The 15695-nt window shown below is 39.7% G+C and carries 8 protein-coding genes; 1 reads left to right on the top strand and 7 read right to left on the bottom strand.

All coding sequences use genetic code 11. The annotated features are described in order from the left end of the window. Positions 1–2 precede the first annotated feature (2 nt). From J8281_RS02470 to J8281_RS02440, 7 genes are all read right to left on the bottom strand, one after another. The gene (locus J8281_RS02470; RefSeq protein ID WP_210195991.1) at positions 3–3188 is read right to left on the bottom strand and encodes an efflux RND transporter permease subunit; all 3186 of its coding nucleotides are present in this window, start codon (positions 3186–3188) and stop codon (positions 3–5) included. A 68-nt stretch (positions 3189–3256) separates the two neighbouring features. Continuing rightward, positions 3257–4480, bottom strand: a complete 1224-nt coding sequence (locus J8281_RS02465) for an efflux RND transporter periplasmic adaptor subunit (RefSeq protein WP_210195990.1) — start codon at positions 4478–4480, stop codon at positions 3257–3259. A gap of 145 nt (positions 4481–4625) precedes the next feature. Further along, the gene (locus tag J8281_RS02460) at positions 4626–4994 is read right to left on the bottom strand and encodes a hypothetical protein (RefSeq protein WP_210195989.1); all 369 of its coding nucleotides are present in this window, start codon (positions 4992–4994) and stop codon (positions 4626–4628) included. 6 nt (positions 4995–5000) lie between these two features. Continuing rightward, positions 5001–6179, bottom strand: a complete 1179-nt coding sequence (locus J8281_RS02455) for an efflux RND transporter periplasmic adaptor subunit (protein WP_210195988.1) — start codon at positions 6177–6179, stop codon at positions 5001–5003. Between the two features lie 10 nt (positions 6180–6189). After that, entirely contained in the window at positions 6190–6612 is a 423-nt protein-coding gene (locus J8281_RS02450; RefSeq protein ID WP_210195987.1) for a hypothetical protein, read from the bottom strand. 362 nt (positions 6613–6974) lie between these two features. Further along, a complete protein-coding gene (locus tag J8281_RS02445) occupies positions 6975–7931 on the bottom strand; it encodes an AraC family transcriptional regulator (protein ID WP_210195986.1) in 957 nt (318 codons plus the stop codon). Positions 7932–8230: 299 nt separating this feature from the next. After that, a complete protein-coding gene (locus J8281_RS02440) occupies positions 8231–9634 on the bottom strand; it encodes a TIGR00366 family protein (RefSeq protein ID WP_210195985.1) in 1404 nt (467 codons plus the stop codon). A gap of 100 nt (positions 9635–9734) precedes the next feature. Between J8281_RS02440 and J8281_RS02435 the strand changes: the two genes are divergently transcribed. Continuing rightward, the gene (locus J8281_RS02435) at positions 9735–15686 is read left to right on the top strand and encodes a sigma 54-interacting transcriptional regulator (protein ID WP_210195984.1); all 5952 of its coding nucleotides are present in this window, start codon (positions 9735–9737) and stop codon (positions 15684–15686) included. The last annotated feature ends 9 nt before the right edge of the window (positions 15687–15695 follow it).

Here is a 15695-nt window from a genome sequence, read left to right as displayed (position 1 = left end):
GATTAGTGTGCAAGCTGTGACTGTTTGGTATCTGCAATGACTTCTGCTTTCGGTTTTGTCTTTTTGGTGGTTAACCTTCTCCCCAGATAGTAAAAGACAGGGGTAAGAAATATCCCAAACAGCGTTACACCAAGCATTCCACTAAATACCGCGATACCTAAAGCGTTTCTTAGTTCGGCACCTGCTCCAGTTGCGATGGCGAGAGGTACAACCCCTAAAATAAATGCCATAGCGGTCATTAAAATAGGCCGTAGACGTAATCGAGAGGCTTCAATAACCGCTGTTTTAAGGTCTTTCCCCTGGTCTTCGAGCTGTTTGGCAAACTCTACAATCAAGATGGCGTTTTTACTTGCCAAGCCGACCAGTACCACTAATCCTACCTGAACCATTATATTATTGTCTAATCCTGCTAAATCTACCCCAATCATTGCCGAGAGTAGTACCATCGGTACAATAAAGATCACCGCAAGCGGAAGAATTAAACTTTCAAACTGAGCAGCTAACAATAAGAATACAAATATAACGGCAAGAATAAATGCAATCATTGCGGTATTCCCGGTTTGCTTTTCTTGATAGGCCATTTCTGTCCATTCGTAGGATATGCCTTGTGGTAAAATTTCTTCAGCAAGTTCTTCCATACGTGCAAGCGCCTGACCAGTACTAAAGCCCGGATTAATATCACCTTGTAATCCTGCGGAAGGGTATAAATTATGTCTTGGTACCCGTACCGTACCAGAAATATCTTCTTGTGTGCTGATACTGGCGAGTGGTACCATCTCATTGTATTTGTTTCGTATACGTACTCGACCAATATCATCTGGAGTTAATCGGTTTGGTGCATCCGCTTGTGCATACACACGATAGGTTCTACCTATAAAGTTAAACTCATTGATGTAAGCAGAACCCATAAATATTTCTAAAGTCTGAAATACATCACCCGTGTCGATACCCAATTGCTCTGCCTTCGTTCTATCGATATCTAAAAATAATTGTGGTGTCTGATCATTAAAAAAGGTAAACACACTGGTTAAAGCAGGGTCCTGGTTAGCGGCTTGTGCCATTGCTTGGGTTGCATTAATCAATTCTTTGGTACCTAAATTTCCACGGTCCTGTACCATCATTTTGAAACCACCAGCATTACCGATTCCTGTAACAGGTGGCGGTGGTACGACAACACCAAAGGCATCTTCAAGACTACCAACAGCAGCTCTTAAGTCTTGAGTTATTTGTTCAATAGTAATTCCTTTTTCTGCACGAGTTTCAAAATCTTCTAAGGTTGAAAATATTGCTGCAGAATTAGAAGCGTTTGTTCTTGATGCACCATCAAATCCTGCAAAACCAACACCGTGTTCTACTCCTGGTACATTCAGAATTTTTTGCATGGCTTCTTGAACTACTTCATCTGTTCTTGTTAATGATGAGCCAGGAGGTAATTGTATAATGTTAATCATATACCCTTGATCCATTGCCGGAACAAAACCACTTGGTACTTTATTGAATTGGAACCCTGTTAGCATAATCAATCCACCATAGACAAGCATTACGATACCACTTGTTCTTACAAGTTTGGTCACTGCTTTTCCATATCGTTCGGTAAGTGCATCCATAAATTGGTTAAACTTGTTACCTAAAAATGCAAAAGGCCTAAGGAGTACAAATGTTTTTTTCTTTTTATCGTGTTCTTCGTGTTTCATTAATAATGAAGCCATTGCAGGACTTAACGTAAGCGATACAAATACTGAAATAGCAGTTGCTACAGCAATGGTAATACCAAATTGCTTATAAAATTGTCCTGAAATACCTTCTAAAAATGTAGTTGGAATAAATACGGCTATCAATACTAAACCAATAGCTACCAAGGCGCCACCAACCTCATCCATCGTTTTTCGAGCAGCTTCTTTAGGCGAAAGTCCTTGCGCGAGATACCGTTCCATATTTTCTACCACTACAATAGCATCATCTACTACAATACCAATAGCCAATACAAGCCCAAAAAGGGTAAGGTTATTCAACGAAAAACCGAGTGCCTGTAAAGCGGCAAACGTACCAATAAGAGATACGGGTATAGCGAGAATTGGAATGATAGATGCTCTCCAAGATTGAAGGAATAACAAGATTACGAAAACAACAAGAAGCACCGCTTCAAAAATGGTGTGATATACCGCATCTACAGATTCTTGGATGAATTCTGTTGGGTTATAGGCGATTTCATATTCTAAATCTTCTGGAAAGTTTGCTGAAATTTCAGCAACCAAGTCTTGAACCCGAGCTGCAGTTTCTAGGGCATTACCACCTGGTCTTTGATATATAGGCATCGCAACACCTGTATTCATATCTAAATATCCCAGCGTAGAATAGTTTTCAGACCCTAATTCTACACGACCTACATCTTTTAAACGTACAACTCTACCATCGTCACCAGATTTAATGATAACACTTTCAAATTCTTCAGGTTCGATGAGTTTTCCTCTTGCCTGAATGTTTACTTCAAAGGCGTTTTGCTGTGCTGAAGGTCTTTGGTTAAGTGTACCGCTGGCGATTTCTACGTTTTGGTCACGTAGTGCTCCAATAACTTCACCAGGTGTCATATCTAAACTTGCAATTTTATCTGGGTCTAACCAAACACGCATAGCATAAGCCGAAGTACCGAACAAACCTACGTCACCTACTCCTTCAACTCTTGATATCTGGTCTCTTAAATTACGCCAGGCATAGTTTCCTATAAAAATATTGTCGTAGGTATCATTAGGTGAAAACATATTAACAACCAAGAGAATATCTGGTGATACTTTTCGGGTGGTAATTCCTAATTGTCTAACAGGTTCTGGTAATCTAGGAACCGCTACAGCGACCCTGTTTTGTACTTGTACCTGAGCTATGTCGAGGTCCGTTCCTAATTCAAATGCGACTTCTATAGTCACCACACCATCTGCTGTCGATTGAGAGGTCATGTAAATCATCCCTTCGACGCCGTTAATTTCTTGTTCTATAGGTGCTGCAACCGTTTCAGAAAGTGTTTGTGCGTTTGCACCAGGATAAGAGGCTCTTACCTGTACTGTAGGTGGCGCCACTTCTGGAAATTGTGAAGAGGATAGTGAAAAATAAGCCAGACCACCTACAATCATTATAAGTACGCTCAGTACCGCTGCAAATATGGGTCTATCGATAAATATTCTACTGAATTTCATTGTTTTATTTTTTAGGTTGTTCTACAAAAAGGGTAAGGTGATGAATCCATTACCCTTTTATTTTACTATTAATTGCTTGCCAACTCGGTAGTAATAGGACTGTCATCTGTTATGATGGCAACCAACGTGGGATCAACCACTACCGATGGGCGTATTTTCTGAATATTGTTTAGTACCAAACGGTCAGTATCCTGAAGACCGTCGCGTACAATTCTTAGTCCGTTAGTATGTAAAGGACCTAAAGTGACATTACGGGTCTGTACTGTATCATTTTCATCAAGTACATACACATAGCGTACTGATTGATTAGTTGCTATAATATTATCTGGAATCATAATTGCGTTGTGTGGTGCACTACCCAGAAGGCGGGCTTTGCCAAACATTCCAGGCTCAAAAAGGCCATCTTTATTATCAAGAATAGCTCGTGCTTCAATAGTACCTGTTCTTTGGTCGATTTGATTATCTACAAAATTCATTTTGGCTTCATGTACAAAATCCTCTTCATCCTGTAGCTTAATGAATACCGGATTAGCTGCTGTGCGCGAAGAGCTGCGTTCCCCTTTTTGATCCATTCTTACATACTTTAGGTAATCGGCTTCACTTCCTGTAAAGTAAAAATGTATAGGACTTGTTGAAACAATGGTAGTTAACATCGTTGCGTTCGAGTTGCCACCATCAATCAAGTTGCCTTCATTCACCAAATCACGACTTACTCTACCTGCAATAGGAGCTTTTACTTTCGTGAAATCTAAATTAAGTCGGGCTTCATCAACACGTGCTTTTGCGAGTTGTAAACTGGCTTTTGCACCAGCTAGGGCTTGCTGTCGTCTGCCGTATTCTTCAACAGAAACCGCTCCGCTACTTTTTAGGGTTTCTACACGGGCAAAGTTGTCTTCTGCTTGCTTAAGGTTTGCATATTGCTGATTATACGTCGCACGTGCCTGACTTAATGCAATTCTAAAAGGACGCTGGTCGATGACAAAAAGGATATCACCTTTATTGACCATTTGGCCATCTTCAAAATTTACTTTATCAATGTAACCACTCACACGAGCGCGAATCTCTACTTTGTTACTGGCTTCAAAACGGCCGGTGTACTCATCCCATTCTGTAATTTCTTCAAAAAGTGGGTTAGACACATTCACCGCCATTAATTGAGGTGCTGTTTCTTTGGCTTCTTCCTTATTCATAAAGCCGAAGAGGGTAACTAAGGCTACTATCCCGATTAAAGAAAGGGATAGGATAAAAAATCTGCTGCTTCGTCTCGATGTTTTAAAATGTATTGTTTTCATGATATACTGTATTTAAATTGTTGATATTTAATTTTACAGTACAAATCTACTTCGAGATGCTACCTTGTAGTTAACCATTATGTTTTGAGAAATGACCAAAATCTTATATTTGCGTTTTTGGATGTTATATTTATGGATTTTGTAATCACTTTGAGACAAAAAATTGTTTTAAATTCTGCCAAAACGAATGCAAATACTCATCGTATTTAGTTTGCTCGTGTTGAAGGGCTTCAATCTCACGTTTATTAAAGTAAACTTCTACATCGATACGTATAGCATTGATAATATCGTTTGCGTAAGCAACGCCAAAATTTTCAAGTTCATTTTGCCTGCGTTTGAGTGCATTTTCCTTCAATTGCAATAGCTTTTGGGAATATCCTTTTTCTTCGATATAATGAATATCTGTCATCATCTGAAAAAGCTCGTTATAATAGTTGCCCGTGCTACCGTATCCTTTTTCTATACGCTCTTTTATATGAAGCGGTTGTCTTTGAATAAGTTTTTTCCCCGTCATTTTTATTTATTCATTTACAGCTACTATTTGTCCTTCTACAGGACTAATGGTTATGCCAGGTCGTATCTTTTGAATGTTTGAGGTTACGATTTTGTCATTTGCCTTTAGCCCATTTCGCACAATGCGTAACCCATTGGTATGCAATGGTCCCAGTTCTACATTGGTTACAGATACCTCATTGGCGTCATTAACCGTATACACATAGCGTACCGATTGGTTGGTGCCAATGATTTCGTCGGGTATCATTATGGCTTGATGTTCTGCACTGCCAAGTAATCGTGCACGGCCAAACATTCCGGGTTCTAAGAGTCCATCTTTATTATCCAGTATGGCTCTTGCCTCGATAGTGCCTGTATTTTGATCTATCTGGTTGTCTACAAAATTCATTTTGCCTTCGTGAGCATACTCTTTTTCATCTTGCAATCGTATAAAAACGGGGTTTGCCTCTTCTCGTGATGAATTGCGTTCGCCCTTTTGGTCAAGACGCGAGTACTTTAAAAAATCTGCTTCGCTACCCGTAAAATAAAAATAAATAGGATCGGTAGAAACGATGGTGGTGAGTATAGTAGAGTTTGCTGTACCGCCGTTAATTAAATTTCCTTCATTAACAAGGTCACGACTTATTCTACCTGAAATGGGAGCACGCACTTTTGTAAATTCTAAATTTAATTTCGCTTCATCTACTCGTGCTTGTGCCAATTGCAAACTTGCCTGAGACCTCGCCCTTCCTTGTTGTCTTCTATCATATTCTTCTATAGAAACTGCTCCGCTCTCCCGCAGAGATTCTACACGTGTAAAGTTATCCTGCGCTTGTTTTAAATTGGCGTTAGCTTCGCCAAAGGCAGCTTTTGCTTGTTGTAGAGCTATAAGAAAAGGGCGCTGGTCTATGATAAATAAAACATCACCCTTTTTTACAGTTTGTCCATCTGTAAAGTTTACGTGGTCGATATATCCGCTTACGCGCGCACGTACCTCTACAAAATCTGTAGCTTCAAAACGGCCGGTGTACTCGTCCCATTCTGTAATTTTTTCTGCTTTAGGTTTGCAAACTTTGGCTTCTAATAAGGCTTGCTCTTGTTTTTCATCTTTTTCTTTACATCCGTTAAAAATCAAAAAAACAGTCAGTAAAACTATAGCAAATACAAAAGAATTATGGGGCTTAAGGTGCAAATTACATTGTTTCATTTTTAATGGCTTATGGTGTTATTAATAAATCTTCGGTATCCTGGTTAACGATCTTGTTATATTTTGCAGGGATAGGGTTAGACTCTACAACCTGTATACTCTTTATTTTTTCCTTTTCGGTTTTATATTCAATGATAAGGTGCGAGTAGTCTTTATTCCCTAAAAATTCACCTCGTAAAATCTGGATAGAAAGATTTTTATCAAGTACCCAGGTACCTTGATTGTGCAGATTGAGCTTTCTACCCATAAAAGAGAGATGCTGTCTAAAAGCTTTAAAAAAATTTTCCTTTCCTACAAAAAGTAGTGGTGCGCTGTTGAGTTTTTTGAGATAAAACAATACATCGTGAGAAATGCACGTCGCTACAAGGGCTTCATTATCCATCTCAAGCCCGATGAGATAATTTTGAATGATGTTAACAGGTTTGAATTGCATTTTTATACGTTTATTAAGGGTTATCCAAATCAATTTAAACTGCTCCTTCATAGAGAAGAATAACTTTACACTATCAAATCTCTTAATTTATCTGCAAGAGAATAGAGTACTTTTCATAGTATATAGACCACTTTTGTTTACTATCTCGTGTGGTAATTGGTATTTTTACAATAGGAATAATTATGTATAATACTCTTATTTTAAATGATTTATTATTAAAAAGAACTATTAATGAAATTTTTTGCTGTGTAATGAAGGTTAAACAAAATTGACATTCAGACTTTAGAAAGTTACTATAGCACCTACAGTAGATGCGTACAACGTAAAATTGAGTTTTGTACTTTTTTTAATAGTATTTCGGTTTATGCTAAAGGATCCATATTTCGGTAGTCTAGAGGCGACATTTTTTCATATTTTCTGAAAAAGCGGGCAAAGTAACTTGGGCTTTCAAAACCGAGATCAAAGGCAATTTCAGAAACGGTTTTACCTGTATGTAAAAGTTGACATTTCGCTGTAAGTAGTAACCTTCTAGAAATCAAGTCTTTTGTGGTTCTGCCGCTCGTTTTCTTTACACATTCATTAAGGTAGGACGGATTTAGATTCAGGCTTTCTGCAAATTGGGCAACATTATAGGGCCTGTCTATTTCGCCTTTGAGTAATCGTGTAAAATTATCTTCTAACGAAACTAGAAACGAATTATACACAAAGTGTGATGATTCTTTGGTGGTGCCCAAGCCATTACTGCCATTGCCGTTGGCATAAATACGATTTGCCTTAATAAGCAGAACGAATAACCAGAGCCTGATCACATCGTCAGAGTATTTTCTGGGTTTACGAGTTTCCCAGAGCATCTCCTTAAAAACGGTACGCAACAGTTCGTGTTCTGCGCGCTGCAAGACAAACTTTTTACGTACATCAGGTAATAAATAATCAAAAGAGTTTAAGATGTTCTTATTATCGACCAACGTAAGAAGGTATTCTCGGGTGAAGCCTACAAAATAGCCGTGGCAACTGTTATTGAGTTTCCAGGTTTTGGCTTCTCCTGGTTTGCTAAAAAAGATTTCCTGATTTTTGAGCTCTACAGCGTCTAACTGTACGATTTTATTCATTTTTCCTTTTTCGATAAAGAATACCGAAAAGAAATCAGCAATGAACGGAAAAGGAAATTGATTTTCTTCTAAGGTAAAATCTTCTAACTTATAAATGAAAAATTCCTTTTTAAACGATTTAAGTTCTTGCTGTTGATTAACGATAGGGGATAGCTCCTCTACATACTCCTCTAAGGTGAGCGGAGTTAAATTGTCTGATGAAATTGTCATGAGTACTACTAGTTTTGTTTTTGCTAGTAGTAATGGCATAGACGATACCAATTGATTTCATATAGAACCCAAAAAGCTACAAACCCACGCCATTATTGTGGTTTTCTAAAATTGTAAATTTTCCAGATAGGATTTGACGGTTTGAATTTTACGATATTTTTGAAAAAAAGTACTGTAATTTTTACGAGATTATCGTAAATAACGAATTGAGTCTTATCAAATAGCTGTAGTAGCTGTAAATAAAAGCAATGATTCGGATATCCAGATTTGTATACGCTGATTTTGAATACTACTTTGCTCTAAACAGGCACAAAGGCAACAATCAACAGCTGAAACACTACCGAAAGTACAAAAGGAAGAAATAAATACCCCATAATATCCTTGGACTGAATGTTAGTGCCTACACCCATAATTGGGATGATAAACACCATAAAGAAAAAGGGCTGTAGCATATTAGTGCAGTTTTCGCCATAGGTAATGGCAAGGGTTGCGCGTGCCAGATTCTCGTTGACTACTTCTGGTGGTAGTCTGGCACTTAAATCGGTAACCGCTTGTAAAATACCAGGACCAATTATGGCAAACTCACCACCGGCACCAGGTATCGCAAAGTTAACCGCACCGCCTATACCATAAGAATAAAAGATGTAATTGTCTAGCGTCATTACTTCGCTAAGAGAGTTGGCAAATACTTCACCCAGTCCGGCAAACGTAAAAATACCCATAATACCTGCATAAAAGGGATATTGAATAATCACTCCAGAGATATTACCACTGGCTTCTTTAATAGCTTTTCCAAACTGGGCAGGTGTTCTGTGTAGTAACAGCGCCAGCATCATAAAGATAAAAATTACGATGTTTAGGTTGAGCTCAAAACCGTTGCTGTAGAAATGATAAATAATATAGCTCAATCCTAATGTAACGATGATATACGGGAATAAAGCTACATTTTCTACCCAGCCAGACAGATGCTTTTTGGCTTCAATTCTTTCGTTTTTCTGCTTAGGATCCGTTTTTTTAGCAACATTGGTATTTGTAATAAGCAAGGCATCTAATGACTGTTTTTTATGATATACAGGCGCTAATAGCCAACAAATCACAGGCACAACGATTACAAAAAAGCCAACCATCACATAATTAACCCTGGAACCCAAGGTTAAAGCCGTTGGAAGCACGTTAGTAATGACTTCATTTTGAATTAGATAATTATCTGGTGTATTAAGAAGGAGCAAAACGGTACTCGAAATACCAGAAACCCAACTCAATCCTGAGAAATACGTAATGCCCATTAAATACGGATAATGAATGCCTTTTACTTCTTTGGCGATTTCCCTGGCTAAAACTGCTGTTAAAATTAACCAGGTCCAATTCACTAAGCACAGCAAAGCACCGATTAATGGAATAAGAAAGTATACCTGTCGTGGTGTCTTTAGATAACGTGCCAGTAGTTTGATAAGTTGGTTAAATTGCGGGCTTACCGCCATCGCATATCCCAGTATGAGCATTAATACTACTTGCATGCTAAAGCCCAATAATTCCCACATTCCAGTATACCAGGATTCTAGAAGGGTTATTAGATTAGAATCGGTAAAAATCAATGCCAATAACATAACCAGTATAGTCATTGTAAAGGCAAATACCATACTATTTGGAATGTATTTTCGATAAAAATTGGCAAAGCGTTCGCCTAGGCCTGAGAGATTCATAAGGATAGTAAGGACTATTATTCGAATTTAAAAATACTAAAATTTCGTAACCGTATTACTATTTACGAAAATAGCGTAAATTTGTTAAAAAATTAGTGCTATGTCTTCAGATAAAGAGTTTGTATCAGAGGAAGCAGCTCCTTTTGGCTATAATCACCTATACCAAGTTGCAAAAGCCTTTTCAGGCACATCTACGCGCCAAGAATTGTTAAAAGCCATTTTAGAGCAAATAAAACCTGTGTTCGGCTATCATAGTGCAAGACTTTTTGTCGTTTACGAAAAAGAAGACTACCACATTGACCTTACGGCACAAGATCCGGAAATAGAGCCCTCAGACGTTAATTACCAGCATCAGCAAAAGGGGAATGCCAAGATGAAGCACAAAGGTTCTTCGGTAGCGTATTGTATGAAAGAAGTGGAAGAAGCGGGTGATGTTTTGTTGTTAGATTATAAGGAGCTTCATCAGAGATTTCCCGATTATCCTCAATTCGTATATACTAAAGAGACTGGCTACCGCGATTGCCTTACAGGTTTATTAGTGTTTCAGGGCAAGACCTTGGGAATGTTTTGCCTTAATGCGCTAGAAAAAGACTTCTTTCCCAAAGAAAAATTTGAGTTTTTTAGCCTTATCTGTGACCAATTGGCCATAGCGGTGAATAATATTCTAGATAAAGAAAATATTGAGAGCGAGAAAACGCTTAACGCCACCTTACTTCGTATTACCGAACTCCTAGTGACGATTAAAAATGGTCGAGACTTGCTGCGCATTATCGTAGATGAAGTAAAACCGCTCTTTTCCTTTTATGATATTGGCTTGTTCATTTTCAATAAAGAAAAAACACACCTAGAGGACTGGGCTACCAAGTACGAAGAGTTTCACCTGGAAGAAGCCAATTTGATGATGCACTATGACAATGCCGTTAATGTACCTCTTCCGATTCACGAAGGAAGTAATATGGCTTGGGAATTAGACCTGTTGAAAAAAGCAAACGGGCCCGCGATCATCGATATCAAAGATATGGCAATGCGTTTTCCAGAGTACGAACAAAGCAAGGCAATCTTAAAAATAGGCCACCGCGATAGCCTACAAACCTTACTCACGTACGGTGGCGAGACCCTTGGCTTCTTTTGTGTAAATGTTTTAGAAAAAAATTTTTATACTCAAGATTATTTCCCCCTGTTTCAGGGCGTGGCAGATCAGATTGCGGTTGCGGTAAGTAATCTTTTAGCTAACGAAGAGATACAAAGACGCGAACAAGAGAAAACAAAATTATTAGCCCTTAGCGAACCCATAGCCAAAGTGCGTCACCGCAAAGAACTGCTTACTATTATTTATGAACGCATTCACGAAATCTTCCCGTTCGATGATGCAGGCCTGTTCACATTAGATGAAACCGGCGAAAATCATATCGATTGGGTGGTGGATGACGGAATCACAAAAGCCAGTACCGAAATCCTAAAAAAGGGGATCTCAGGCTACTTGCCACACAAAGGTTCGGTCATCGAGGCAATGATGCAGGACACACCTACACTGTTATCCTTTGAAGACATCAACCAACAACATCCAGGGCACGAACAATATGAAGAGATGAAAGCCCAGGGCACGAAGCAGTTTATCTGCCGGGCACTCTTTCGCGCCACGTCTGCCGACAGGAAGGAAAGCGAAAAGATTGGGATGCTTTGTTTTAACAGCAAGCAAGAGGGTTTCTATACCGAAAAGGACTTCACGCTCTTTGATTCCATCGCCAATCAAATCAACCTAGCGGTACTGAATATTTTGGCCAATGAAAACCTGTTGCTGGAGAAGCAATTTACCGAGCAGTTGCTGGAAATCAGCGAGTCCGTAGCTGGTATACAAGACCGCAGGCAGCTGCTACAAACCTTTTTCATAAAAGTAAAGGCCATCATCCCCTATGATGAGTATGGCCTCTTTGTACTGGACGAAACAGGAAAATACCATTATGAACTAGTAAATACGGAGATCATCGGTGAAGCCACCGTACAAAGTGAAGTGGAGGCAGAATTTGGAGCCCACGCCAGGTTTTTGCATAAAAACTCGGCCATTGCACAAATAATGGAAAATGAACCCGCGGTTTACCATCTTGATGATTTGGCTGACCATCCGCAAAAGAAAATTGTAAAACAAGCGGGGCTACAGCAGTTGCTGGGTGGCCCTTTGTGGGATGGCGATAGTGCCTTTGGGATGTTATGTTTTAATTCGTATAGTGATATTCGCTACCACCAGCGGCATCTCAATCTCTTTAAACCCATCGCCGAGCAAATGGCAACCGCTGTGTTAAAAATTCTGGCCAATGAGCAGGTTCTGGAAGAGAAACAGTTTAAAGAAACCCTGCTCGGCATTAGCGAAGCGGTAGCTGATTCACAGAGCAGAAAGGAACTGTTCAGCAAGGTGCTCACTCGGGTAAAAGACGTTATTAGTTTTGATAACCACGGCATATTCGTCTTTTCAGAAGACGGAAAATACCATCAGGAATTAACTGAAGACGCCATTGAAGCCCCAATTGAAGTAGAACTGCAAAATTCGGTAGGTTACGGGCCCTTTGAGCATCCCGGTTCGCCAACAGAGTACTTTGCTATCAATGGTCCATTGATTGTAGATTTTAAGGAACTCACCCAAAAAATACCAGGATATCCGCAATATGAGGCGATGCGCAATGCAGGTATTAAAGAAATTTTAGCTGGGCCACTACAGGCGAGAGGAAAGACTTATGGAGTGCTGATTTTTTCTTCTTTTTCAAAAAACTTTTATACACAGGAAGATATCGTAAAATTCCGTGCCATCTCAGATTTAATGTCGGTGGCCGTTAATAACGTATTGGCCAATGAGCAGGTGCTGAAAGAAAAACGACTAACAGAACAACTTCTGGAAGTGACAGCATCTATCGCCCAAATACAGGATACAAATTCGTTGTTTAAAGTCGTAAGTGATACAGTACAACCTTTGTTTGGGTTCGTCTATCTGAATATTGTATTGTTGAAAGAAGATAATTTTTCGGTGGTTTACTACGACCCGGATGTTATTGGACCACTCAATACGAAATTCTTTGAAAACACGATACCCCTTAGTGGTTCACCCTTTGAGGAATATTTTGATAAGCACCCTAATATTTTATTAGCATCAGCCGATGAGTGGGTCAAAAAATTTCCTGATTATGAAGGCTTACATCTATTAAAGAAAAATGACTACAGTCACACGCTACTTAACAAGTTGTATCATAAGGGAACACTTTTAGGTTGCTTAGAAATGGTCTACGCAGATGAACCTTCACTCACCAAAGAACAGGTGAATCTTCTTGAAAACTTTTCTCAACAAGTGGCATTGGCATTGGCCAATATTATTTCTAACGAAAACGTACTCGAAGAAAAACAGTTTAAAGAAACCCTGCTTACCATTAGCGAAGGCATTGCATCCATCCGTTCTAAGCAAGAGTTGCTACGATACATCATTCAAAAGCTAAAACCCATTTTCCATTTTTACGATACGGGTATTATCATCCTTGATGAGAAAAAGGAGAAATACACCGATTGGAGTGCTTATTATGAAGTTGGCGAATCTGCTATAAACCCATTAGTTTTTGACCATTATGAGGATGGAACCTTATGGAATCCGTTAAAGGGTTCCGGAGTTGCCTGGAGTATCAAAAAGACATCTAAAGAAAAACAGCCCATAGTGTTTGATTGGACAAAGGATTGGAGCCATCTAAGCGATGCTAAGACAATGGGGTTTTTGAAAAAAAGCGACTACGATAGGTCGTTGGTCTATCCTTTTAAACTGGGCAATGAAGTGTTGGGTACCTTTTGGATAAACTACAGGAAAGAAGATGATGTCAACAAAGTGTCTAAACCGCTCTTTCAAAGTGTATGTGACCAGTTAGCCGTAGCCATTAGTAACATTTTAGCCACAGAACACCTAAAAGAACGAGAAGAAGAAAAGTCCTTACTGGTAGACCTGGCCAAAGAGTTTGCGACCATCAGAAGCAGAAATCAATTATTTAAGGTAGTCTTTGATAAAATAAAAAACGTAATTCCCTTTGATGATGCAGGAATTGGGCTGTTTAGCAATTCATTAGAAAACTACAAAGAGTTTTTGGATTTTAATTCTCTTGAATCTGATGTGTATTCTTTACAGCACACTATGGAGTATGATAATGATATGCTACCTACAGGTGCTCAAATGAAAAAGGTACTATCTAGTAAAGATGTAATCATCTTTAATCGAGATGAAATTATTAAAGATTCAGATACTTTTTACGCTGAGGCATTTGAACAGTTAGGTTATTATAGTATAATCGCCAAGGCTTTTACAACTACTAACGGCACACAGCTAGTCTGGAGTTTAAACAGTAAAAAGCCTAATACGTATGGTGACAAAGACATTTCGTTATTTGCTGCGATAACGCATCAGGTATCCGCTGCAATATCCAACATTCTCGCGATAGAAGAAATTGAACGCCGTGAGCTGGAAAAAAGTCAGCAGGTGGCCGTAATTTCTATTTTTGGCCAGAAAAAAAGCTGGCAGGAGCGCATACGCGACTTTCTGGATTTTGTGCAGGAGCACCTGCCGTTTACCTTTGCGGCTTTTTCGATACGTAAGGGCAAACAAATGCACATCTATCAAGCGGTAGAACGCATCGGTAAAGAAGAATATCGCTCGTGGACACCAAAAGATTTTGCCCGTGCCAGCAACCAGGACGAAAAGGTGATTGCTAGTGCTATCGACAAAGTAGAACACTATTTTTTTGAAAAAAAGTATAAAGATCCCTGGACGAACACCAAAGAAGGGCAGGTATTATATAAGGCCACGCAAGACGTAATCCGTGCACCTGCCGTGGCAAATCTGGCCATTCCGTTAGCCGGTGGGATGAACTTTTTACTGTGTTTGTATCACAAACCCGAATATTTCTATGATACACGGGCGACACCCTTTTTTGAGACCATCCGCTACGCACTCGCAGAAAGCTTAGAAAAAGCCATCATTACCGACGAAGTGAATGCCTTAAACCTTAGATTACAGGAAGAAAAAGCCTATCTGTTGGATGAGGTTGAGCAAACTTATGGATTTGATGAGATTGTGGGCGATAGCGAAACGATGCAAGAGGTATTTACCAAAATACGAGAAGTAGCCGATCTTAATGCTACCGTATTGGTGTTAGGCGAAACGGGAACGGGAAAAGAATTGATAGCCCGTGCGATACATAACAATTCCCCCAGAAAAGAGCGGGTGTTGGTCAAAGTGAACTGTGCCGCCATACCCTCACAGATTGTAGAGTCCGAACTTTTTGGCCACGAAAAAGGGGCCTTTACGGGCGCGATGAAGCAGCGTATTGGTAAATTTGAACTGGCCGATAAGGGCACTATTTTTCTAGATGAGATCGGGGATATGCCTCTTGAATTACAAGCTAAATTATTACGGGTACTGCAAGAACGGGAAGTAGAGCGCGTGGGTAGCAACCAAACCCTGAAACTCGACTTTAGGGTAATTGCCGCAACCAATAAGAACCTGGAAGCACTGGTTAGAAAAGGGGAGTTTAGAGCAGACCTGTTCTACCGACTCAATACCTTTCCGATAGAGTTGCCCCCGGTACGCCATCGCAGTAACGATGCGGTGCTACTGGCCGAGCATTTTGGCAGGCAGCTATCACACAGCCTGGGGCTGCCTTTTAAGGGGTATACCGAAAAATCCATGGAACGTATTCGTAAATATCCGTGGCCCGGTAATGTGCGAGAACTGCAAAATGTATTAGAACAGGCCATGATTCTTCAGAAGGGCAGGGTATTAGAGATCTTTCCGCAAAAAACAAGTTACGATACCATTCCCGGGGCATCCACACCCAGTATCCCGGTACCCGAAATTTACGATATGGAATATATCAAAGAGCGCAAAGAAGACCTGGAACGCAAATACATATTGCATATTTTAGAAAAAACCAAATGGCGCGTAAGCGGCCCCAACGGAGCTGCCAAACTGTTGGGGGTAGCCAATACGACTTTAGAATCGCGGTTAAAGCGTTTGGGGATAGAGAAGCGGTAGGTATTCGAC

This window comes from Aquimarina sp. U1-2 (genome assembly GCF_017897595.1).
In the GTDB taxonomy this organism is placed as follows: Bacteria; Bacteroidota; Bacteroidia; order Flavobacteriales; family Flavobacteriaceae; genus Aquimarina.
Note: the sequence above shows the minus strand (reverse complement) of the source record. Positions and strands in the feature narration are given on the sequence as shown.